The 20,059-nt window shown below is 53.4% G+C and carries 17 protein-coding genes and 1 pseudogene; 4 read left to right on the forward strand and 14 right to left on the reverse strand.

Annotated features, from left to right (window positions below):
* Positions 1-130: 130 nt before the first annotated feature.
* Positions 131-739 (reverse strand): transcriptional repressor LexA, encoded by a 609-nt coding sequence (lexA, locus tag NA330_RS19180; RefSeq protein WP_000646079.1) that lies wholly within the window; start codon positions 737-739, stop codon positions 131-133.
* 108 nt (positions 740-847) lie between these two features.
* The gene (locus NA330_RS19185; protein ID WP_000002902.1) at positions 848-1,216 is read right to left on the reverse strand and encodes a diacylglycerol kinase; all 369 of its coding nucleotides are present in this window, start codon (positions 1,214-1,216) and stop codon (positions 848-850) included.
* A gap of 170 nt (positions 1,217-1,386) precedes the next feature.
* Between NA330_RS19185 and plsB the strand changes: the two genes are divergently transcribed.
* A complete protein-coding gene (gene plsB, locus NA330_RS19190) occupies positions 1,387-3,807 on the forward strand; it encodes a glycerol-3-phosphate 1-O-acyltransferase PlsB (RefSeq protein ID WP_000017360.1) in 2,421 nt (806 codons plus the stop codon).
* Between the two features lie 98 nt (positions 3,808-3,905).
* Here plsB and ubiA read toward each other — a convergent pair whose 3' ends face one another.
* The 5 genes from ubiA to malK all read right to left on the reverse strand — a co-directional run bounded on the left by ubiA (position 3,906) and on the right by malK (position 9,107).
* The gene (gene ubiA, locus NA330_RS19195; protein WP_000455249.1) at positions 3,906-4,778 is read right to left on the reverse strand and encodes a 4-hydroxybenzoate octaprenyltransferase; all 873 of its coding nucleotides are present in this window, start codon (positions 4,776-4,778) and stop codon (positions 3,906-3,908) included.
* Between the two features lie 13 nt (positions 4,779-4,791).
* Positions 4,792-5,289 (reverse strand): chorismate lyase, encoded by a 498-nt coding sequence (gene ubiC / locus NA330_RS19200; protein ID WP_000019219.1) that lies wholly within the window; start codon positions 5,287-5,289, stop codon positions 4,792-4,794.
* 180 nt (positions 5,290-5,469) lie between these two features.
* Positions 5,470-6,387 carry a maltose operon protein MalM gene (gene malM, locus NA330_RS19205; RefSeq protein WP_000782497.1) on the reverse strand — a complete coding sequence of 306 codons (918 nt, stop codon included), beginning with the start codon at positions 6,385-6,387 and terminating at the stop codon, positions 5,470-5,472.
* 163 nt (positions 6,388-6,550) lie between these two features.
* Positions 6,551-7,909, reverse strand: coding sequence for a maltoporin (locus tag NA330_RS19210; protein WP_000973644.1), 1,359 nt, complete (start codon positions 7,907-7,909; stop codon positions 6,551-6,553).
* A gap of 88 nt (positions 7,910-7,997) precedes the next feature.
* Positions 7,998-9,107, reverse strand: a complete 1,110-nt coding sequence (gene malK / locus NA330_RS19215) for a maltose/maltodextrin ABC transporter ATP-binding protein MalK (RefSeq protein WP_000179176.1) — start codon at positions 9,105-9,107, stop codon at positions 7,998-8,000.
* A gap of 361 nt (positions 9,108-9,468) precedes the next feature.
* Here malK and malE point away from each other — a divergent pair, with 361 nt between their 5' ends.
* On the forward strand, positions 9,469-10,659 hold the full coding sequence (gene malE, locus NA330_RS19220) for a maltose/maltodextrin ABC transporter substrate-binding protein MalE (RefSeq protein WP_000695415.1): 1,191 nt from the start codon (positions 9,469-9,471) through the stop codon (positions 10,657-10,659).
* Here the strand turns inward: malE and NA330_RS19225 are convergent.
* Positions 10,608-10,748, reverse strand: a pseudogene (locus tag NA330_RS19225) (hypothetical protein); the annotation flags it as partial. The gene malE and the pseudogene NA330_RS19225 overlap by 52 nt on opposite strands.
* A 42-nt stretch (positions 10,749-10,790) precedes the next feature.
* Between NA330_RS19225 and malF the strand changes: the two are divergent.
* Both malF and malG read left to right on the forward strand, forming a co-directional pair.
* On the forward strand, positions 10,791-12,335 hold the full coding sequence (gene malF / locus NA330_RS19230; protein WP_000382565.1) for a maltose ABC transporter permease MalF: 1,545 nt from the start codon (positions 10,791-10,793) through the stop codon (positions 12,333-12,335).
* Positions 12,336-12,349: 14 nt separating this feature from the next.
* Positions 12,350-13,240, forward strand: a complete 891-nt coding sequence (gene malG / locus NA330_RS19235; RefSeq protein ID WP_001252081.1) for a maltose ABC transporter permease MalG — start codon at positions 12,350-12,352, stop codon at positions 13,238-13,240.
* A gap of 165 nt (positions 13,241-13,405) precedes the next feature.
* On the opposite strand, the gene psiE is transcribed toward malG, so the two are convergent.
* The 6 genes from psiE to pgi all read right to left on the reverse strand — a co-directional run bounded on the left by psiE (position 13,406) and on the right by pgi (position 19,827).
* A complete protein-coding gene (gene psiE / locus NA330_RS19240; RefSeq protein ID WP_000982752.1) occupies positions 13,406-13,816 on the reverse strand; it encodes a phosphate-starvation-inducible protein PsiE in 411 nt (136 codons plus the stop codon).
* A 142-nt stretch (positions 13,817-13,958) separates the two neighbouring features.
* A complete protein-coding gene (locus NA330_RS19245) occupies positions 13,959-16,055 on the reverse strand; it encodes a YjbH domain-containing protein (RefSeq protein ID WP_023242462.1) in 2,097 nt (698 codons plus the stop codon).
* Positions 16,055-16,792, reverse strand: a complete 738-nt coding sequence (locus NA330_RS19250; protein ID WP_023242463.1) for a capsule biosynthesis GfcC family protein — start codon at positions 16,790-16,792, stop codon at positions 16,055-16,057. The genes NA330_RS19245 and NA330_RS19250 overlap by 1 nt, the downstream gene beginning before the upstream one ends.
* Positions 16,789-17,427 (reverse strand): YjbF family lipoprotein, encoded by a 639-nt coding sequence (locus NA330_RS19255; protein WP_001651226.1) that lies wholly within the window; start codon positions 17,425-17,427, stop codon positions 16,789-16,791. Before NA330_RS19255 ends, NA330_RS19250 begins: the two co-directional genes overlap by 4 nt.
* A gap of 63 nt (positions 17,428-17,490) precedes the next feature.
* The gene (gene yjbE / locus NA330_RS19260; protein WP_001541297.1) at positions 17,491-17,733 is read right to left on the reverse strand and encodes an exopolysaccharide production protein YjbE; all 243 of its coding nucleotides are present in this window, start codon (positions 17,731-17,733) and stop codon (positions 17,491-17,493) included.
* 444 nt (positions 17,734-18,177) lie between these two features.
* The gene (gene pgi / locus NA330_RS19265) at positions 18,178-19,827 is read right to left on the reverse strand and encodes a glucose-6-phosphate isomerase (RefSeq protein WP_000790027.1); all 1,650 of its coding nucleotides are present in this window, start codon (positions 19,825-19,827) and stop codon (positions 18,178-18,180) included.
* Positions 19,828-20,059: the final 232 nt, after the last annotated feature.

The following is a 20,059-nucleotide window of genomic DNA, read 5'->3' on the forward strand; positions in this document are numbered from 1 at the left end:
GGCGACGTAACGCCTTATCCGGCCTACAAATTAATCATCTCAGGAACTGCATTCCCGTAGGCCTGATAAGCGCAGCGCCATCAGGCTGCACGATTGCCGGATGACGGCTTACAAGGAGATTAAAAAGAGATTACAACCATTCCCCGTTGCGAATGACGCCTACCGCCAGCCCTTCAATCGTAAAGCTTTGTTCGCGCAGATCCACCACTATCGGTGTAAACTCGCTGTTTTCCGGCAGCAGCTCCACTTTATTGCCCTGCTTTTTCAGGCGTTTTACTGTCACTTCATCGTCAATGCGAGCGACAACCACCTGGCCATTACGGACGTCCTGCGTTTTATGTACCGCCAGCAAATCCCCATCCATAATACCGATGTCTTTCATCGACATACCGCTCACGCGCAGCAGGAAATCGGCGCTGGGTTTGAACAGTGAAGGATCGACCTGGTAATGGCCTTCAATATGCTGCTGCGCCAGAAGCGGTTCACCCGCCGCGACACGCCCGACAAGCGGTAATCCGTCCTCTTCTTCCTGTAACAGACGGATACCTCGCGATGCACCGGAAACGATTTCAAGCACCCCTTTGCGCGCCAGCGCTTTAAGATGTTCTTCCGCCGCGTTTGGGGAACGGAACCCCAAACGCTGCGCGATTTCCGCACGCGTCGGTGGCATACCTGTCTGGCTGATGTGATCCCGGATGAGATCAAACACCTCTTGTTGCCTGGCCGTTAACGCTTTCATTCCGCCCCCTGGGTGTATATACAGTCATGCTGTGAGTATATACAGTTAAAGGTGATTTTGGAACCACAAACGGCGCAAAAAACAAGAGATTTATAAAATTTGGAACCTTTATCGAAAATGTGACCATAACAGGATGCCCCAGGTCATCAGGGCAACGAAAATAGACAGCAGCACCGCAGCCGATCCCATATCTTTCGCACGGCCGGAAAGCTCATGGTATTCAGAACCGATGCGGTCCACGACCGCTTCAATAGCGCTGTTGAGGATTTCAACAATCATGATAAGTAAAACGGAACCTATCAATAACACACGGGTAATCGCATCCACATCCAGCCAGCAGGCGATGATGACGCCCAGCAATACCGCGAGGCTTTCCTGGCGAAACGCTGCTTCGTGAGTCCATGCGGCGCGAAATCCTTTCCAGGAATATCCTGCCGCTTTGATAATTCTGGTGAATCCAGTGGTATTATTGGCCATCAAAAGAACCTTTTTACATTATTAACGTCAATGACATTATACGGTTGCCCTGCACGATTCGGACTGCCGTAACGCAGCGCGAAGTATGACGGGATACAACAGAAATTCGCTAAACTTTCTGATATCCTTGCACCGCATTTGCATTATTAACCAGAGGCTTTACATCGTTTATGTCCGGCTGGCCACGAATTTACTACAAATTACTGAATTTACCATTAAGCATACTGGTAAAAAGCAAGTCTATTCCGGCGGAACCCGCCCAGGAATTGGGGCTCGATACTTCTCGCCCCATTATGTATGTCTTGCCATACAACTCAAAAGCGGACTTACTGACGCTGCGGGCTCAATGTCTGGCGCACGATCTCCCGGATCCGCTGGAGCCGCTGGAGATCGACGGCGCGCTGTTGCCACGCTATGTATTTATTCACGGCGGACCGCGTGTCTTTACCTATTACACGCCAAAAGAAGAGTCGGTGAAACTTTTTCACGATTATCTCGATCTGCATCGGAGTAATCCGGCTTTGGACGTGCAGATGGTGCCCGTTTCCGTGATGTTTGGCCGCGCGCCGGGTCGTGAAAAGGGAGAAGATAACCCGCCTTTACGTATGCTGAACGGCGTACAGAAATTCTTTGCCATCTCCTGGCTGGGTCGCGATAGCTTTGTCCGATTCTCGCCGTCCGTCTCATTGCGTCGTATGGCTGATGAACACGGCACCGATAAAATCATCGCGCAGAAGCTGGCTCGCGTGGCGCGTATGCACTTTGCCCGCCAGCGCCTGGCGGCGGTTGGCCCACGCCTGCCAGCCCGTCAGGATCTGTTTAACAAACTGCTGGCCTCGAAAGCGATCGCCCGCGCGGTAGAAGACGAAGCGCGTAGTAAGAAAATCTCTCATGAAAAAGCGCAGCAAAACGCCATTGCGCTGATGGAAGAGATCGCGGCGAACTTCTCTTACGAGATGATTCGTTTGACCGACAGGATTTTGGGGTTTACCTGGAACCGACTGTACCAGGGGATTAACGTGCATAACGCCGAGCGCGTACGCCAACTGGCGCACGACGGGCATGAAATCGTCTATGTGCCCTGTCATCGCAGCCATATGGACTACTTGCTCCTTTCTTATGTGCTGTATCACCAGGGACTGGTTCCGCCGCACATTGCCGCCGGTATTAACCTTAATTTCTGGCCCGCTGGCCCGATTTTCCGTCGTCTGGGCGCGTTCTTTATTCGTCGCACCTTTAAGGGGAATAAACTCTATTCCACCGTCTTTCGCGAATACCTGGGCGAGCTGTTCAGCCGCGGCTACTCCGTAGAGTATTTTGTCGAAGGAGGACGTTCGCGTACCGGACGTTTGTTAGACCCGAAAACCGGCACCCTGTCGATGACTATCCAGGCGATGCTGCGCGGCGGTACCCGTCCAATTACGTTAGTGCCTATTTACATCGGCTATGAGCACGTCATGGAAGTGGGCACCTATGCGAAAGAGCTGCGCGGCGCGACAAAAGAGAAAGAGAGCCTGCCGCAAATGCTGAAAGGCTTGAGCAAGCTGCGCAATCTGGGTCAGGGCTACGTTAACTTTGGCGAACCGATGCCGCTCATGACGTACCTGAACCAGCATGTGCCGGAGTGGCGCGAATCTATCGACCCTATAGAGGCCATACGCCCAGCCTGGCTGACGCCGACGGTAAATAGTATCGCCGCCGATCTGATGGTGCGTATTAACAACGCTGGCGCGGCAAACGCGATGAACCTGTGTTGTACCGCGCTGTTGGCGTCGCGTCAGCGCTCGCTCACCCGCGAGCAGCTCACCGAACAGCTTGATTGCTATCTCGATCTGATGCGCAATGTCCCTTATTCCACAGACTCAACCGTTCCTGCCGCCAGCGCTGGCGAGCTCATCGCTCACGCGCTGCAGATGAATAAGTTTGAGGTCGAGAAAGACACTATTGGCGATATCATCATTCTGCCGCGCGAGCAGGCGGTGTTGATGACCTACTATCGTAACAATATCGCGCATATGTTGATTATGCCTTCGCTGATGGCGGCGATTATCACCCAGCATCGTCGCATTTCGCGTGATGCGTTGCAGCAGCATGTTGAAGCGCTCTATCCGATGTTAAAAGCGGAGCTGTTCCTGCGCTGGGAGCGCGAGGAGTTAGCCTCGGTCATCGACGCGCTGGCCAGTGAAATGCAGCGTCAGGGGCTAATTACCCTGCAGGATGATGAACTGCATATCAACCCGACGCATTCCCGTACGCTGCAGCTGCTGGCGGCAGGCGCGCGTGAAACGCTACAGCGTTATGCCATTACGTTCTGGCTGTTGAGCGCCAATCCGTCCATCAACCGCAGTACGCTGGAGAAAGAAAGCCGTACCGTGGCGCAACGTCTGTCTGTCCTGCACGGTATTAACGCGCCGGAGTTTTTCGACAAAGCGGTGTTCAGTTCACTCGTGTTGACGCTACGGGATGAGGGTTATATCAGTGATACGGGCGATGCCGAACCGGCAGAAACGATGAAGATATATCAGATGCTTGCCGATCTGATTACCTCTGATGTCCGTCTGACGATTGAAAGCGCGACGCAGGGCGAGTAAGCCAGTGCCTGAAATGCCCGATGGCGTAAGCTCATCGGGCGACTGATATGACGTATTGAAAATTTTGGCTTTGTAGGTCGGGTTCGCCCGGCATGACATCAGAAGTGCCAGTAACTCATCGCCAGCCCTAAAAATAGCACCAGGCCAACGTAGTTATTGTTCATAAAGGCTTTAAAGCAGGCTTCACGCTCACGGTTCGCAATCAGTTTTTGCTGGTAGACAAACAGCGCGCCCGCCACCAGCACAGCCCAGTAATATCCCCATCCCAGACCATTCAACCAACCGATCAGCGCCATTAACGCCATGACGCCAAGCTGCAGAATCCCGATAATTAATGTGTCATAACGACCAAACAGGATCGCCGTCGATTTAATGCCTATCTTGATATCATCATCTCTGTCGACCATCGCATATTGCGTATCGTAAGCCACCGCCCAGAGAATATTGGCGAGGAACATCAGCCAGCAGCTCAACGGCAGGGATTCGCTCACCGCGGCGAACGCCATGGGGATTGACCAGCCGAAAGCGGCCCCCAGCACGACCTGCGGCAGGTGAGTGTAGCGTTTCATAAAGGGATAAACCCAGGCCAACGCCAGCGCCGCCACGGAAAGCAGAATCGTCATAGCGTTCAGCGTCAGCACCAACAGAAACGCCAGCAGCACCAGTACCACAAACAGGTTGCGCGCTTCTTTCTCTGTCACGGCGCCGCTGGGTAAAGGCCGGTTGACCGTACGTTTTACATGTCCGTCAAATTTACGATCGGCATAATCATTTACCACGCAGCCCGCCGCGCGCATTAACCATACGCCAGCGACAAAAACCGCCAAAATCCACAGCTGAGGCATACCCGGCGTCGCCACCCATAGCGCCCAAAGCGTCGGCCAGAGCAGCAGCAACGCGCCAATAGGCTTATCTGTACGCATCAAACGGTGAAACGCCAGCAGCTTACTCTGCGTCAGACTCCACTCCATCTTTATCTTCCTCTCAGTACAGCGGCGATGCAGGTAAAAAAAGCTCGGTAAGCAACAGCGGTTTTCCGCTCAACCGCAGTCGAGAGCGGCGCCCCCACAGCGTTGCATCGCGTCCAATTTCAATAAAATCGCGGGTCAGTGTCGATGATGTAAATAGATAACGTCCAAGCGGGGTTTTACCCAGATGTTGTAAGACCTGTTCAGGTCCGCACAGCGTGGATTCCGGTACCACGGTACGTCCGGCAAGCCAGGGCTCGCCGTCAGCGCAAAGCAGTATCTCACGTAACCAGTAGCGGGACTCGGATGGCAGTAAACCTGATGCTTCCTCGACCTCACTTTGGCCGACAAACGCTTCCCGAATCAGCGTCACGCTTACCCGCTTTCCCTGCTGCTCAAAACGTTTAGTCATAGAATCTTCCAGCAACAGCCAGTCCAGCAAATGGGGTTCAAGCGCAGGAATCGCATCAAAATAGCGCAGCGCACGCAGTTGCGTTAACGCAGGGTGTGACATGCCTTACTCTCCGATTCATAACCTAAAGTCATTGTATCTCAGAAAAGACATTACGGGGGGCGCAATCACAATTAAGTGATCTGTTGCGCAACAAAAAAATAACAATTCGCATGAAATGACAAAAAAAGGTGCGCCAGGAGACGCACCAGTTGCTGCAAAATCAGCACTGTGGGGAAACAATTACCCCTTGCCTTTTACACTGCTGATAAAGGTGGAACGGGCAGATGTCGATCCCAGACGTTCGGCCTCATCAAGCAGTTTCAGCGCTTTATCGACGTCGCCTTTCGCTACGGCATCCTTAATCGCTTTATTAAAGTAGCTTTCCGTATCGTTCAACATCGGTTCGCTTTTCTTCGGCGCGACTGGCGCTGGCGCAGCGACCGGCGCGGCGGTATTGCCTACCGTTACCGGCCCGGTACCGGACGAGCCAAACAACGGCCCGACCAATACGCTGGAGCTGCTGTTGGTTTTCACCTTCAGTTTCACCACGCCGTCAGTGGTATGGCGAGCAACTGGATCGGGAATATCCGGGATAGAGTTACCGACGCCTTTGGCATAGGCTTTTGCCGGATCGAGCAGCGTAGTGGTTTGCTGAAGATCTTTTTCGGTCGTAAACACCAGAACATAGAGTTTCTGCTGTCCCAACGCAGGCGTCAGGCGCATCACGCCTTCCAGCCGGTCTGCGCTCATGACGCCCGGCTGCTGATAAGTAAAGTAACTGCTGGGGAAGAACGCCGAAGGCGTCATATTTTGGTCAAGAATCAACACGTTTGGTGCAAAAACGCTGGCTTGCTTATTGACCTCGCTGGTCAGAGTTAATGTCAGCTCGCCGATATTCGCCGGAACGCTATAAGCGGCGACCGGGCCGGTAATGCCGGCGACGTCAAGGCGCTGGCCGCCCGTCGCCAGTTGGGTAGACTGCGTTTTTGACTGATCTACAGGCGTCCAGGTTAATTGCTGTAGCGCGGCAGCAGGAATAGCGGGCGCGGCGCTGGTATTTTGCGGTACATAGTTCACTTCCGCCAGGCTGATACCCGGCACGCTGGCGAACAGCCCTGCGGTTAAACAGAGGGCGACGAGACTTTTCTTCATTTTCATTATTCTCACCTCAATAAGGCGGGTTCAGCGGTAGCCAGGCAATAGCGCGCCAACCCAAACATATCGCCGAATGGCGGCTGGCGCCTTATTCGGCTTACAAGCATCATCAGACCTGATGTTTCAGAGGGGCTTGCGCCCCTCGTTACGTCAGATGACCATCGTATTACCACCAGATTTCCATCTGGGCGCCGAAGGTCCACTCATCGCTATCGCCACGGCTGTTGGTGGAAATGCCGGAGTTAGTCGCTGCGGCATAACGGGAAATGTTATCGCCGTCTTTGATATAGCCCCATTTCTCATCCCATTTCGCGTAGGTGGCGAAAATACGGATAGCCGGACGCGACCAGATGCTGTCGCCCGCCTGCCACTGTTGCGCCAGGGTAATTTTATATTGATTGTTACGATCGCCGGTCTGCTGAGATTTCACGTTGTCGTAGCCGACTTCCAGCAGGGTGCTCATGATTGGCGTCCACTTGTACATTGGACGTACACCCACGGTCCACCACTCAGTACCCAGGTTATTATCCCAATCGATATTCTGGTACATACCGACGTACATCAAATCCCATTTATCACCAAGCGAGATGGCGCCATGATCCAAAATACGCCACATATTGCCATTATTATTGATGACCTTATTGGCGTAATTAATTTTGGTTCCATCAGGCAATTCTTCAGTGAAAGATGAAGAACCGTCGGAACCGCGCGCCTGGCCTTTACCCTGCGTAGTCATGGCATCGGTGGCATATTGCACGACAAACTTGTTATAGCCTTTCAACATGCTTTGCGTGTGTTCGGCGGTGAACATCCAGCCGTCTTTCGATGCCCCATCCGCCAGCTTATAACCATCGGTCGTATTGGCGCGGCCGTAATCAACGCCCAGCTCCAGTACGCCGTCCGGGTTCGTTTGCAGACCAGCCAGACGTACGTCAAAGACGTCGTTAGCGGTATCTTTTACTTCATCATAAATATTCTGGCTGCTGAAGGTGTAAGAGCCGCCCGCTTCAGTAGACCGGGTCGCCGCCAGCGAAAGCTTACCGAAGCCCAGATCGATATTTTCGATACCTGCGCCAGGACCTGAAATATCCCAGTAGTAGAAGTCGATCATGTGTACGTCATGACGCTGATAGAAGCGCTTACCGGCCCAGATGGTAGAGCCCGGCAGCCATTCAATCAGGTTTTTACCCTGCACGTTCGCTTCGCGGAAGGCGGGATCGGTCGATTCCCAGTCGTTCTGCTGGTTAACCGAATAGGCGACGTTGGTGTCGAAATAGAAGCTCTTATCGCCCTCTTTCCACACTTCCTGGCCCAGTTTCAATTCCGCATAGGTTTCACATTCGTTACCGAGACGGTATTTACTTTGGGCACCTGTTGCCTGGAAACATTGTTGTTCGCCGCCGCTTCCCGTCCAGCCAATACCGGAACGGGCGTAACCGTGGAAATCGACAGCCATTGCCTGAGCGGACATTACGCCCGCTGCGACAGCAACTGCCAGTGGGAGTTTGCGCAGAGTAATCATCATTCTATCTCCTGAGATCATTGCTTTTCTTTAAACGCTGCCACCTTCTAAAACTGCGAATGGTTTTGCGTTTCGTTTTTTTATGGAGGCCTTAAACACCCGGCTCTTGATGCAGACGACGACATGCGCTGCCATCCTCGCGGAACAGATGACAGCGCTCTGGCGGCAGGCCGATAGCGAATGTGGCGCCCTCTTCTACCAACACCACGTCATTCTGGCGATAAACCAGGTTTTGACGGATGGCGGGGATCTGGATATGAATTTGTGTTTCGTGCCCTAACTGCTCGACCACCTGGACTTCGCCTTCCAGGGTGACATCGGCGATATCGCTCGGCAGCAGGTGTTCCGGCCGAATGCCTAAAGACATATTGGCGCCGACCTGCACGCCGCGACTTTCGACCGGCAGCCAGATTTGCTGGCGATTCGGCAGTTCGACCTGGACTTGTTCAATCGCGGTGGCGGTCACTTTCACCGGCAGGAAGTTCATCTTCGGCGAGCCGATGAAGCCCGCGACAAAGCGGTCCGCCGGATAGTGGTACAGCTCCAGCGGCTTACCGACCTGCGCGACGCGACCGGCGTCCAGCACCACGATTTTGTCGGCCAGCGTCATCGCCTCGACCTGATCGTGGGTGACGTAAATCATCGTGCGGCCCAGACGTTTATGCAGGCGAGAAATTTCAATGCGCATCTGCACGCGTAGCGCGGCGTCCAGGTTAGAAAGCGGTTCATCCAGCAAAAACACACGCGGCTCCGCCACCAGCGTGCGGCCAATCGCTACGCGCTGACGCTGCCCGCCGGAAAGCGCTTTTGGCTTACGTTCCAGCAGATGCGCCAGTTGCAGCACTTCCGCCACCTGGTTGACGCGTTGATTCATCACCTCTTTTTTGGCGCCCGCCAGCTTGAGGCCGAAAGACATGTTTTCTGCAACGGAGAGATGGGGATAGAGCGCATAAGACTGGAATACCATGCCCACGCCGCGCTCGGCAGGCGGAATATCATTCATACGGGTTTCCCCGATAAACAGGTCGCCACTGGTGATGGTTTCAAGCCCGGCGATCATACGCAGCAAGGTCGATTTACCACAGCCTGACGGTCCGACAAACACCACGAACTCCCCGTCATGGATATCGAGGTTAATATCTTTCGATACCACCACGTCACCCCAGGCTTTCGTTACATTTCGTAGCTGTACGCTCGCCATGCCCTTCTCCCTTCGTTACAACCTGTCATTGACAGCAACATTCATGATGGCCTGACTATGCGCGATCCCTGACTGGGGTAAATCCTCCACCCCCCGGCTTTTTTATGGGGGAGGAGGCGGGAGGATGAGGACACAGCGCCTGAGACCACGGGCGCGGACAGAAAAGGAATTTCGTGATGCCGCCCGCAAAAATCGGCGTGTTTTTGTGTGCGCCAGCACGCATTACTCACATTTATGCAACACAGATCACATAAAGCCGGGGTGGGGCGTAGGGGCGGGGAGGATGGAAAGAGGTTGTCGTATAAAGAAACTAGAGACCGTTAAACCACCTCTGTGTACATCACCAAAAAGGATGGGAGATATGAAGATTAAAACTGGCGTAGGCATCCTCGCATTGTCCGCACTTACGACGATGATGATTTCCGCCCCGGCTCTCGCCAAAATTGAAGAAGGTAAACTGGTTATCTGGATCAACGGCGACAAGGGCTATAACGGTCTGGCCGAGGTCGGTAAAAAATTTGAGCAAGACACCGGCATTAAAGTGACCGTTGAGCACCCGGATAAGCTGGAAGAGAAATTCCCGCAGGTGGCAGCCACCGGCGACGGTCCTGACATTATCTTCTGGGCGCACGACCGTTTTGGCGGCTACGCGCAGTCTGGTCTGCTGGCGGAGGTCACTCCGGATAAAGCGTTTCAGGACAAACTCTATCCGTTCACCTGGGATGCGGTACGTTATAACGGCAAGCTGATCGCCTACCCCATCGCCGTTGAAGCCCTCTCCCTGATTTATAACAAAGACCTCGTCCCGAACCCGCCGAAAACCTGGGAAGAAATCCCGGCGCTGGATAAAGAGCTAAAAGCGAAAGGGAAGTCGGCGATAATGTTCAACCTGCAAGAGCCGTATTTCACCTGGCCTTTGATCGCTGCTGACGGCGGTTACGCGTTCAAATTTGAAAACGGCAAGTATGACGTGAAAGACGTTGGCGTCGACAACGCCGGCGCGAAAGCGGGCCTGACTTTCCTGATCGATATGATCAAGAACAAAAATATGAGCGCCGATACCGATTACTCCATCGCCGAAGCGGCCTTCAATAAAGGCGAAACGGCAATGACCATCAACGGTCCGTGGGCATGGTCGAACATCGACAAGAGCAAAGTCAACTACGGTGTCACCCTGCTGCCGACCTTCAAAGGTAAACCCTCGAAACCGTTCGTCGGCGTGCTGAGCGCGGGAATTAACGCTGCCAGCCCGAATAAAGAGCTGGCGAAAGAGTTCCTCGAAAACTACCTGCTGACCGATCAGGGTCTGGAGGCGGTGAACAAAGATAAACCGCTGGGCGCCGTGGCGCTGAAATCTTTCCAGGAGCAGTTAGCGAAAGACCCCCGTATCGCCGCCACCATGGATAACGCCCAGAAAGGCGAGATCATGCCGAATATTCCGCAGATGTCCGCCTTCTGGTATGCGGTACGTACGGCTGTGATCAACGCCGCCAGCGGCCGTCAAACCGTGGATGCCGCGCTGAAAGATGCACAAAGCCGTATCACTAAGTAATGCCGTGAGCCTGTGCCGGATGGCGGCATAAATGCCTTATCCGGCCTACAACACACCGTAGGCCTGATAAGCGCAGCGCCATCAGGCACATCTCCGGCCAGGAAGTTTCAACGCTGTAGAGGAAAACCCCCATGGATGTCATTAAAAAGAAACACTGGTGGCAAAGCGACCAGCTTAAATGGTCAGTAATTGGTCTGCTGGGCCTGCTGGTGGGTTACCTTGTAGTTTTAATGTACGTACAAGGGGAGTATCTGTTCGCCATCATGACGCTGATTTTAAGCTCTGCTGGCCTGTATATTTTTGCAAATCGTAAAACCTACGCCTGGCGCTACGTTTACCCTGGCCTCGCCGGCATGGGGCTGTTTGTGCTATTCCCGCTGGTGTGCACCATCGCCATCGCCTTTACTAACTACAGCAGCACCAACCAGCTCACCTTTGAACGCGCCCAGCAAGTGCTGATGGACCGTTCTTATCAGGCAGGAAAAACCTATAACTTCGGTCTTTACCCGGCCGGCGACGAGTGGCAACTGGCCCTCACCGACGGAGAAACGGGCAAACATTACCTGTCTGACGCATTTTCCTTCGGCGGCGAACAAAAATTACAGCTGAAAGAGACCGATGCCCTACCGGGCGGCGAACGCGCCAATCTGCGGATAATCACCCAGAACCGTCTGGCGCTGAACCAGATAACCGCCGTCCTGCCGGATGAAAGTAAAGTGATTATGAGCTCGCTACGTCAGTTTTCCGGTACCCGTCCGCTGTACACACTGGCTGATGACGGCCTGCTTACCAATAACCAGAGCGGCGTAAAATACCGGCCAAACAACGATAGCGGTTATTATCAGTCGATCAACGCCGACGGAAGCTGGGGTGATGAAAAACTCAGTCCTGGTTATACCGTTACTATCGGCGCGAAAAACTTTACGCGCGTCTTTACCGACGAAGGGATCCAGAAGCCTTTTTTCGCTATCTTCGTCTGGACCGTGGTCTTTTCGGTTCTCACTGTGGTGTTAACCGTGGCGGTTGGGATGGTATTGGCCTGCCTCGTACAGTGGGAAGCGCTGAAAGGTAAAGCTATCTACCGCGTCCTGCTGATTCTGCCCTACGCCGTACCGTCGTTTATTTCAATTTTGATTTTCAAAGGGTTATTCAACCAAAGCTTTGGCGAAATCAATATGATGCTGAGCGCGCTGTTTGGCATTAAACCTGCCTGGTTCAGCGACCCCAACACCGCGCGGGCAATGGTGATTATCGTGAATACCTGGCTGGGCTATCCCTACATGATGATCCTGTGCATGGGACTGCTGAAAGCGATTCCGGATGACCTGTACGAAGCCTCCGCAATGGACGGCGCCGGTCCATTTCAGAATTTCTTTAAGATCACCTTACCGCTGCTGATTAAGCCGCTAACGCCGCTGATGATCGCCAGCTTCGCCTTTAACTTTAATAACTTTGTCCTGATTCAACTGTTGACCAACGGCGGGCCAGACCGTCTCGGCACCACCACGCCTGCCGGTTATACCGATCTGCTCGTCAGCTACACCTACCGTATCGCCTTTGAAGGCGGCGGCGGTCAGGACTTCGGTCTGGCGGCGGCCATTGCCACGCTGATCTTCCTGCTGGTAGGCGCGCTGGCAATAGTGAACCTGAAAGCCACGCGTATGAAGTTTGATTAAGGGAGATAATAACAATGGCTATGGTCCAACCCAAATCTCAAAAATTACGTCTCTTCATCACGCACCTGGGGCTGCTGATTTTCATCGCGGCGATCATGTTCCCGCTGCTGATGGTCATCGCTATCTCGCTACGTGAAGGGAACTTCGCCACCGGAAGCCTGATCCCGGACAAAATCTCCTGGGAACACTGGCGGCTGGCGCTGGGTTTCAGCGTGGAACATGCGGATGGTCGGGTAACGCCGCCTCCCTTCCCAGTCCTGCTGTGGCTGTGGAACTCGGTGAAAATCGCCGGTATTACCGCCATCGGCATCGTGGCGCTCTCCACCACCTGCGCCTACGCTTTCGCACGAATGCGTTTTCCAGGTAAAGCAACACTGCTCAAAGGGATGCTGATTTTCCAGATGTTTCCGGCGGTTTTGTCTCTGGTGGCGCTGTATGCGTTATTTGACCGCCTGGGACAATACATTCCATTTATCGGTCTGAATACGCATGGCGGCGTGATCTTCGCCTATCTTGGCGGCATTGCGCTGCATGTCTGGACGATTAAAGGCTACTTCGAAACTATCGACAGCTCGCTGGAAGAGGCCGCCGCGCTGGATGGCGCAACCCCGTGGCAGGCATTTCGCCTGGTGCTGCTGCCGCTTTCCGTACCGATTCTGGCGGTGGTGTTTATTCTGTCGTTCATCGCGGCGATTACCGAAGTTCCGGTCGCCTCGTTGTTACTGCGTGATGTGGACAGCTATACGCTGGCCGTGGGTATGCAGCAATATCTCAACCCGCAAAACTATTTGTGGGGCGACTTTGCCGCCGCCGCCGTTCTTTCCGCTATTCCTATCACCCTGGTGTTCCTGTTGGCGCAACGTTGGCTGGTCAACGGCCTGACGGCAGGGGGTGTGAAAGGTTAAGTTTTATCGAAGTACCTGCCCGGCAACGGGCAATGCCACTGCCCTCAACTTATGTTATCCCCACTTATGGTCGTATTTTGGCGCTCTTCGGAGCGCTTTTTTTATGCGTTATAGACAGCGGCTAATTTATTGCCACGCCATACGTCCGTTACGGTGTGGCGACGCCTATTCTCGCCGTAGTCGGTTCGAATTACATAACCACAACGTGATAACCAACAGGAGGATCGCCGCCGAATAGAGTAATACATCCATTGGCGTTTTATGATCGACAATGATCAGACGCACAATCGCCGTGATCCCAATGTACACGAAATAGCGCAGCGGAAAGTGAAGGCCAGACTTAAAGTACTTCACAATCAGCGCAATAAATTCGAAATAAAGAAAGTAGATCACCAGCCCTTCCACCAGTTCATATTTGCTGGCTTGCTCAGGCACGAATAAGGCATCCGCCAGGTGCACCGTCTCTTTACCGAGAAAAACGACCAGGATCAGACCGAGGGTAAGCAGCCCCAAATTTAGTACGTTTTGTAAAATCGTGGCGATAAACTCAAGACGTGAGCGCGATAATGGCATCATAACAGCCCCCTCTTTCTCTGCGGCGAGGTTTCTGTATAACGCACAAATGTGACGGGCATCTATATTTTTTATTTATGTTTATATTTTGTTCAATAAGATAATTTGCCGGATAGCGCCGTGAACGCCTTATCCGGCCTGAGTATTAACGGAAATTTACGCTCCTGTCACTGGTTATATCATACAGGCCAAACTTACGCCCAAGCTGTTGACCGCCGTCACGCGTCAGCGGCGTCCAGCCAATTGCCGCACGACTTCGGGTTGGGCCGGACGAGAAGAGATCCAGCGGCACGGAAACATATACGCCTTTGGTAAAATCCCCTTCCCCATATTCATCCGGCGACGCATCGGTAATCGTCGCGTAACCGCCGACAACGACGCCACTATCGAAGCGTTTGGCGATCTCCAGCGTACCGCCTTTATCGCCCGCCAGATACTGACCAACGCTGGCTTTCACCAGTACATCCTGGGCGAACGACGGCGTCCAGTATGCGGTCAAATGTCCGGTCTTCACGCTGTAATCGGTAAACGTCATCATATCCTGCGCGCTACGCCAGTCACGCTGTTTCACGTAGTTGGCATCCAGACCAAACGCCCAATTGCTGTCTACCGGGCGATACAGGACTTCCGCCCCGGCACCGCCAAACATGGTCTCCAGATAACCGCCATAGACCTGCCCATAGAAACCATTGCCAAAATACTGGAAGTAGTTGGCCTGTAGGTTATTCACATAAACATCGTTCTGCACATACTCACGGACATGCGTACGCACCCGCGGCAGATGCGAGTCCTTCGGCGGATTGGTGTAGTTAAATTTGTCGTAGTTGTTGGCGATATTGGCAAACACGCTGCCCGTGGTGAGCAGATGATCTGTGACCCACAGATCCGCAGTTCCCATTACGCCCAACTGATACATATAGAAGTTTTCCGGGCCGCCTACCGACTGATTCAGCACGGGATCAAGATGAAAATCAACGCGCGACTTGTCGATATACCAACCCTGTTCAGTACTCTCTGGCACGATCGGCTCCACGCGTTTTTGCGCCAGCGGGGTTTCATGTCCCAGCGGTTCGCCTTCCAGATGGCGTTTCAGGCTGGCGACATCGGTTTCAGTGGTGACCTGCGGCAGATTAAGGCGGTTTTCCGTCACGCGGATCGTGCGGATCCCCTCCGGCAGATCGTTCATGACGATCCGGTTAGCGCGCACGATCCCTTCACGGGAGTCGCGGTACTTCATCTGTTCACCGGTAACGTATAGCGTATCGCCTTTGACCTGGATTTTCGGGTCCGCCAGACCGGCATTATATTTCAATAACGTTAATTGATTAGCCACTACCGAATGTTGCAGGATGGCATCCTGCGGCTGTGGTCGGTATTGCGGGCGTGAATTGTCATGATACGCGGGACGTAAATCGTTGAAATTGGTGCGCAGCGTAACGCCAAACATAAAGGTGTTGCCGCGCTCGTAGCTGAGGTTAACGTCGGCCCAATCGGTGACGCGGTAAATGGCGCCGACGTTAAACTTGCTCTTCTGTTCCAGTTTACCCGCAAAATCCTGCTGATAGTTATTGCCTTCATACTCCAGCTTCAGGCGTAGCGGTTGCCACGGGGTCTGGTATTCCACGCCGCCAAACAGCGAAGCCGGGCCGTGAAACATATCGCTACCGTCGACGGAACCTGCCTCTTTATAGCTGTTATCACGCGAACAGAATTTATCACTATACGAACAGAAAGGATTAGACACATTGCCGCTGGTGCCAAGATAGCCCCAGCCGAGACCTAATGAAAAATCAAATGGCCCCCAGGCCTTACTCGCTACAATATATTCCGCATCAAACAGCCCCGTCCCGCCGATATCGCGCGCGCCAACCGCCACCTGCGGCATCCAGTAACTCTCTTCCCACAACCGCAGTTTCACATCAAACGCTTTATCTTTGTAAGTCTGGTCACCGGAGAATGATTCCACGCTGCTGTACTTTTTCGTACGGACATCGGTATAGCGCAACGTGGTTTCCAGCCACGGGAAAAGCTGAACCGAAGCCGAGTAGTAGCGGTACTGATCGTTATCGCGATAGTTCAGGCTCATCTCCCCTTCACGCGCCATACGCGCTGTCGGCGTTTGCAGCAGGCCCACGCCGCCAAAGTCAGATTGTGAAGGCCCAATAGGGGCTGGATATGTTTCGGCATGGCAGGCCGCGCTAATACCCAGCGCCAGCACGCTGAGCAGATGTGTTTTTTTCATTATTCCGGTATCCGCTGCGTCAGGGTATGAAGAATGTCGGCATTCATCGCCTCCGGCGTGCCGCGCCAAAGGGAATCGGCAAAACCGACAAAAATAATGCTGCCGGGCATCGGCTCGATATGACGCTTATTCCAGTAAGCCACCGGCGCTTTTTGGCTGCGTCCATCAGGGTAAACCACCCAGGCATAGCTACGATCCGCGCCGCTGAGTAAGCGCTGACCCTCAAGATAACTGGCGACGTCCCGCCCAGGGACGAACGGCTGGCTGCCCGGCTGGTTAATCAAGCCAAAGAGCGTCACCTGCGTGGGTTGCGGCCCGACCCAGAGCGTGTAGTGACCTTGCAGCGGCGGGTTACCTCGTTCGCTCACCCGCACCACGTCAGGATCAAGATTCACGAATTGTCTGCCCGTCACCTTCACCGCCTGAATCTGTCGGCGTAGTGTGTTTATCGCCGCCGCCGCATCGCCATCTTCCTCAGCGCTGAGCGCCGCCAGTCGCCCGAGAAGTTCCTGCTGCTGTTGACGCGCCGTCACGGTCGCCTGTTCTTCGCCTATCACCGCCGCAGGCCACCAGCTCGTTGCCAGGCGCGGCTGTCCGACTAAATCGAGCAGACGCTCAGCGTCTGTCAGCGTTTTAGGCTCGCTATTACCCTGGGTAAAAACGGTAACAGTGCCGCTGGCAAAGGCGGATGACGCGACAAAGGCCAGCGCCAGCGCGCTTATCGTCCTTTTCATCATGATTTTGCCGCCTTAATCAGCGTGGTTTTCACCGGAAAGTAATTCGCGCCCAGATACTGTTCCGTCTGGCGAATTTGGCCTTCGCTATCAATCCAGTAGCGATTACGCCAGCGCGTTTGATCGGTCGTCACTTCTTCATCCAGCACCCGCACGGCGGTCTCTTCACTGCCGACGCTAACGCTATCGGTCCCTCGCCATGTAAAAACGGAACGGGCGGTGGCGTAACGCACCTGGCGATGTTCGGTCCAGCCCAGGGTGCGAGTCCAGGTCGCGCCATCGATAATCTGTCCTGGTTTCGCCAGCGGGTCGGCCGCCAGATTATTCACATCGATCAGGTTGTCGCCGCCGAGCAGAGTTTTGACCAGACGGCCATGCTGCGTCACGATCGTCGCGCCATCCTGCGTCACCCATTTCTGCTGCCCGTTTTCCGAGAAAGCGAGCACCACAAACAGTTGAGGACCGCCGTTAAGCTGCATGTACTGGCTGGCATACGGCATGTTTTGAATATCGTCATCCGTTAGCTGTACGCCTGGCGTACCGAACAAACTGTCCCACAGTGAATCGCCCAGGCCTTTAGTGGTGGCCGAACACGCCTGTAATAGCAGGCAAATCAGGATAAGTGCGAGTCGCTTCACGACGCTTCTCCAGAGGGGCAAAATAACCACACCGGAGTGTGGTTATGGTTAAACGTACCGATACTACTGGGTACTGGTGGTCGTGGTGGTCGTGGTTCCGGTATTGGAACCATCGCCGCCGCCGGTTGCCGCTAACGCGACGCCCACCGCCGAACTTACGGTGCTAACGCTGGTGGCGGAGGAACTTCCCGCCGATACCGACGTCGCTGCCGACCCTGCCGCTTCACCCACCTGAACGGGGGCTGCCGAGACAGATGTCGCCGCAAGCGCGGTTATGGCAAAAATGCCATACAGTACTTTTTTCATCATAATTTCCCTTCATTGAATGAATGGAGATTTACCCAAAAGAATTTCGGGCGCTACCGAGTATACACAACCAAAGCAGGCGGATTATGTCCGGGAGAAATAACAGCGAGGTTTTAGGATAATTAAACTTTAAAGAAGTAACGCCTACATTATTTAATTAAAAAACAAATAAAATCAATAAGTTAAAATTAAACTAAAAAACATCAGCATCCGTATAATCTGAAAATAACGCAGAGTGATTTTCTGGTTATTGCTTATTTTAGGATTAAGCTCAATATAAAATTGTGGGGATAAAGACGGACAAGCGGAATTATCTTATAAAAAAAGGCCGATGTGAATATCGGCCTTTTTATTATCTTATTCTCTTTTTGCCGGATGGCGGCGAAACGCCTTATCCGGCCCACAGACGCTATGCATTACGTAGACCGGATAAGCGCAGCGCCATCAGGCGCGCCAGGCTTTATAACGGTTAATCAGACCGTTGGTAGAGCTATCATGGGACGAAATAGCTTTATCATCGCCCAGCTCCGGCAGAATACGGTTAGCCAACTGTTTACCCAACTCAACGCCCCACTGGTCGAAAGTAAAGATGTTCAGGATGGCGCCCTGCGTAAAGATTTTATGCTCATACAGCGCAATCAGCGCGCCCAGGCTGAACGGTGTAATTTCACGCAGCAGGATAGAGTTGGTCGGGCGGTTGCCTTCAAACACTTTGAATGGCACAACGTGTTCAAGCTGCGCCGGATCTTTACCCTGATCGCGATATTCCTGCTCAACCACCTCGCGGGATTTACCAAACGCCAGCGCTTCGGTCTGCGCGAAGAAGTTAGACAGCAGCTTCTGATGATGATCGGATAGCGGGTTATGGGTGATAGCCGGGGCGATAAAATCACACGGCACCATTTTAGTACCCTGGTGAATCAATTGATAAAACGCGTGCTGACCGTTGGTGCCTGGTTCGCCCCAGATAATTGGGCCTGTCTGGTAATCCACGGCGTTGCCGTTACGGTCAACGTATTTACCGTTGGATTCCATGTTGCCCTGCTGGAAGTAGGCGGCGAAACGGTGCATATACTGGTCGTACGGCAGAATGGCTTCGGTTTCCGCGCCGAAGAAATTGTTGTACCAGATGCCAATCAACGCCAGCAGAATGGGTAGGTTTTTCTCCGCCGGAGTGGTGGAGAAATGCTTGTCCATCGCGTGCGCGCCGGAAAGCAGCTCGACAAAGTTGTCGAAACCGACGGACAGAATAATGGACAGCCCGATGGCAGACCACAGCGAGTAACGACCACCGACCCAGTCCCAGAACTCGAACATATTGGCCGTGTCGATACCAAATTCGCCGACCGCTTTGGCGTTGGTGGAGAGCGCAGCAAAGTGTTTCGCCACGTGTTTTTCATCGCCTGCAGTTTTCAGGAACCAGTCGCGCGCGCTGTGGGCGTTGGTCATGGTTTCCTGCGTGGTGAAAGTTTTCGACGCGACCAGGAACAGCGTGGTTTCAGGGTTCACTTTCTTCAGCACTTCAGCGATGTGCGTGCCATCGACGTTAGAGACGAAGTGCATGTTCAGATGGTTTTTATACGGACGCAGCGCTTCGGTCACCATGAACGGGCCGAGGTCGGAACCGCCGATACCGATGTTCACCACGTCGGTGATGGCCTTACCGGTGTAGCCTTTCCACTGACCGGAGATAATCGCTTGCGAGAAAGTTTTCATCTTCTCAAGCACGGCGTTCACTTCCGGCATCACATCTTTGCCGTCCACGATGATCGGCGTATTGCTACGGTTACGCAGCGCCACGTGCAGCACGGCGCGGTCTTCGGTGCGGTTGATCTTCTCGCCGGAGAACATGGATTTAATCGCGCCGGCCAGATCGGTCTCTTTCGCCAGATCCTGTAATTTTGCCAGCGTCTCTTCGGTGATGCGGTTTTTGGAGAAATCCACCAGCATCAGATCGTCAAACGTCGCGGAAAATTTAGCGAAACGGTCGCTATCGTTCGCGAAAAGCTCAGCGATCGTAACGTCTTTCATTTCATCGTAGTGTTTCTGGAGCGCCTGCCAGGCAGAAGTCTGCGTTGGATTGATGTTTTTCATTAGCAATACTCTTCTGATTTGAGAATTGTGACTGGGATCGATTGTAACGCCAGTCACAGAAAAGTGTGATTGTTTTAGTGCCGTTGCCCCAGGCACTGTCGAATGAGGATAAAAAGTATATACCCTAAATAATTCGAGGTGCAGAAAGGCGGCAAATGGGTATCGGGGTTATAAGCGCTGTTACTGAGCCTAAACTCAGCATAAAAAATCCGCATAATCCCAACGTTGACAG

It is taken from the genome of Salmonella sp. NW722 (assembly GCF_051702785.1).
Lineage (GTDB): Bacteria > Pseudomonadota > Gammaproteobacteria > Enterobacterales > Enterobacteriaceae > Salmonella > Salmonella enterica.

Coding starts and splice junctions, on each gene's coding strand:
- yjbE (WP_001541297.1), bottom strand. CDS start 17,733: ATGAAAAAAGTACTGTATGGCATTTTTGCCATAACCGCGCTTGCGGCG.
- malM (WP_000782497.1), bottom strand. CDS start 6,387: ATGAAAATGAAGAAAAGTCTCGTCGCCCTCTGTTTAACCGCAGGGCTG.
- lexA (WP_000646079.1), bottom strand. CDS start 739: ATGAAAGCGTTAACGGCCAGGCAACAAGAGGTGTTTGATCTCATCCGG.
- NA330_RS19185 (WP_000002902.1), bottom strand. CDS start 1,216: ATGGCCAATAATACCACTGGATTCACCAGAATTATCAAAGCGGCAGGA.
- psiE (WP_000982752.1), bottom strand. CDS start 13,816: ATGATGCCATTATCGCGCTCACGTCTTGAGTTTATCGCCACGATTTTA.
- malF (WP_000382565.1), top strand. CDS start 10,791: ATGGATGTCATTAAAAAGAAACACTGGTGGCAAAGCGACCAGCTTAAA.
- pgi (WP_000790027.1), bottom strand. CDS start 19,827: ATGAAAAACATCAATCCAACGCAGACTTCTGCCTGGCAGGCGCTCCAG.
- NA330_RS19245 (WP_023242462.1), bottom strand. CDS start 16,055: ATGAAAAAAACACATCTGCTCAGCGTGCTGGCGCTGGGTATTAGCGCG.
- malK (WP_000179176.1), bottom strand. CDS start 9,107: ATGGCGAGCGTACAGCTACGAAATGTAACGAAAGCCTGGGGTGACGTG.
- malE (WP_000695415.1), top strand. CDS start 9,469: ATGAAGATTAAAACTGGCGTAGGCATCCTCGCATTGTCCGCACTTACG.
- NA330_RS19250 (WP_023242463.1), bottom strand. CDS start 16,792: ATGATGAAAAGGACGATAAGCGCGCTGGCGCTGGCCTTTGTCGCGTCA.
- ubiC (WP_000019219.1), bottom strand. CDS start 5,289: ATGTCACACCCTGCGTTAACGCAACTGCGTGCGCTGCGCTATTTTGAT.
- NA330_RS19210 (WP_000973644.1), bottom strand. CDS start 7,909: ATGATGATTACTCTGCGCAAACTCCCACTGGCAGTTGCTGTCGCAGCG.
- ubiA (WP_000455249.1), bottom strand. CDS start 4,778: ATGGAGTGGAGTCTGACGCAGAGTAAGCTGCTGGCGTTTCACCGTTTG.
- malG (WP_001252081.1), top strand. CDS start 12,350: ATGGCTATGGTCCAACCCAAATCTCAAAAATTACGTCTCTTCATCACG.
- plsB (WP_000017360.1), top strand. CDS start 1,387: ATGTCCGGCTGGCCACGAATTTACTACAAATTACTGAATTTACCATTA.